Origin of the sequence: Collinsella sp. AM29-10AC, assembly GCF_003469085.1 — a bacterium.
Lineage (GTDB): Bacteria > Actinomycetota > Coriobacteriia > Coriobacteriales > Coriobacteriaceae > Collinsella.
In genome coordinates, this window is sequence record NZ_QSKB01000058.1 from 1 (window position 1) to 1,638 (window position 1,638).

Here is a 1,638-nt window from a genome sequence, read left to right on the forward strand (position 1 = left end):
CCTTGATTATCGACTTTATCCGAACACCTCCCACATTCATCCGTACATGTACGGATGAATGTGGGAACCCGATACCCTGAGGGCCGGATCGGCCGGCCCCGGGAGATCGGAGGACGGCATGTCCGGAAAGATGAAAAGGGGCTCCGCAAGGGCGGTCCCGAGGGCCTACGGAAGGCTCACGAGGCACGAGCGGGACACGGTCCAGAGGATGCTGGAGCGCAGGGCGTCGTGCAGGGAGATCGCGAGGGAGCTGGGCAGGTCGCCCTCGACGGTGAGCGCCGAGGTGGCGTCGCACAGGTTCGTGACGGCGCCGAAGGCCAGGCGCGGCGAGCGCGTGGACGCCTCCGCCGACCTGTCGGCGGCCTGCCCGCGCCTGGCCGCGTGGCCGCGCTGCTGCAACGGGTGCGGGCGGTACCGCACGATCGGCTGCAAGCGCCGCCCGCACGTCTTCTACGAGGCCCGGGCCGCGCAGCTGTGCGCCGACTCGGTCCTCGTCTCGTCCAGGCGCGGGATAGACGCCGACGAGCCCGCCGCGGCAGCCAGGCTGGAGGCGATAAGGGACTGCCTGCGCCGGGGGCTGTCGCCCGAGCAGATGGCGGCGCGCAACGGCGGCCCGGTGGACCTGTCGCCGTCGACCATCTACCGCTGGGTCTCGGCGGGCTACGACGGCATGACCAACATGGAGCTCAGGCGCAAGGTCGGCTACAGGCCGAGGAAGCGCGCCGCGCGCCGGGCGGCGACCCGCCACTCCGCCCGCAGGTCACATGCCGCGTTCCTCGCCCTCGGGGAGGACGCGTGCGCCGCGGCCTGGGAGATGGACACCGTCGAGGGGGCCCGGGAGGACAGCGCCTGCCTGCTCACGCTGCTGCACCGCCCCAGCAGGCCCCAGCTCGCGCTGCCGCTGGAGGAGAAGACCGCCGGGTGCGTCGCGGGCGCCCTGGAGGGCGTCCGGGCGGTCCTCGGCGCCGACGGGACGCGCCGCGTGTTCCGCGCCGTGCTCACCGACAACGGCCCCGAGTTCTCCGACGAGGTCGCGATCGCGGCGCTGCTCGGCGAGGGGCGGGGCGAGACGAGGCTGTTCTACTGCGACCCCCGGCGCAGCGACCAGAAGGGCGCCTGCGAGCGCAACCACGTCGAGATCAGGAAGCTGCTGCCCAAGGGCCGCGGCCTCAGGTTCGACCGGCTCGCCCCGGCCGACCTGGCGCTGGCCATGTCGCACGTGAACTCCGAGCCCCGCGGCGCGCTCGGCTTCGCGACGCCCGCCCGCGCCTTCCGGGCGATGCTCGGCGGCGACGCGGCGGCGCTGCTCGAGGCGTACGGCGTGGAGGACGTGCCCATCGAGGAGCTCGACCTGACGCCGGGGCTCATCGAGCGGGCGCGCGCGGAAAGGGGCGATGCCCCGCTGTCCTAGCCTAGAAGGAAAAACGGAATAGACGGACCGACCGTCCGGCTGAGTCTGGGAAGAGGCGCCGGGCGGCGGGCGGAGCATGGCCACCGGACCCATCGAAACACATCTCCACCGTTCCTTCAACTGGGAAAATGCCGCCCCCGGACCCCGGGAGGGGCCGCGGGGGCGTTCGGCTAACTGCGGGAATGGCCTATTTGCTCAATGTGTTCGGCTGAGATCGGAAATCAACC

General features: G+C 71.9%; 1 protein-coding gene. It reads left to right on the forward strand.

What is annotated here, in order from left to right; translation table 11 throughout:
- Positions 1-130 precede the first annotated feature (130 nt).
- A complete protein-coding gene (locus DW754_RS10770) occupies positions 131-1,411 on the forward strand; it encodes an IS30 family transposase (protein ID WP_233508945.1) in 1,281 nt (426 codons plus the stop codon).
- Positions 1,412-1,638: the final 227 nt, after the last annotated feature.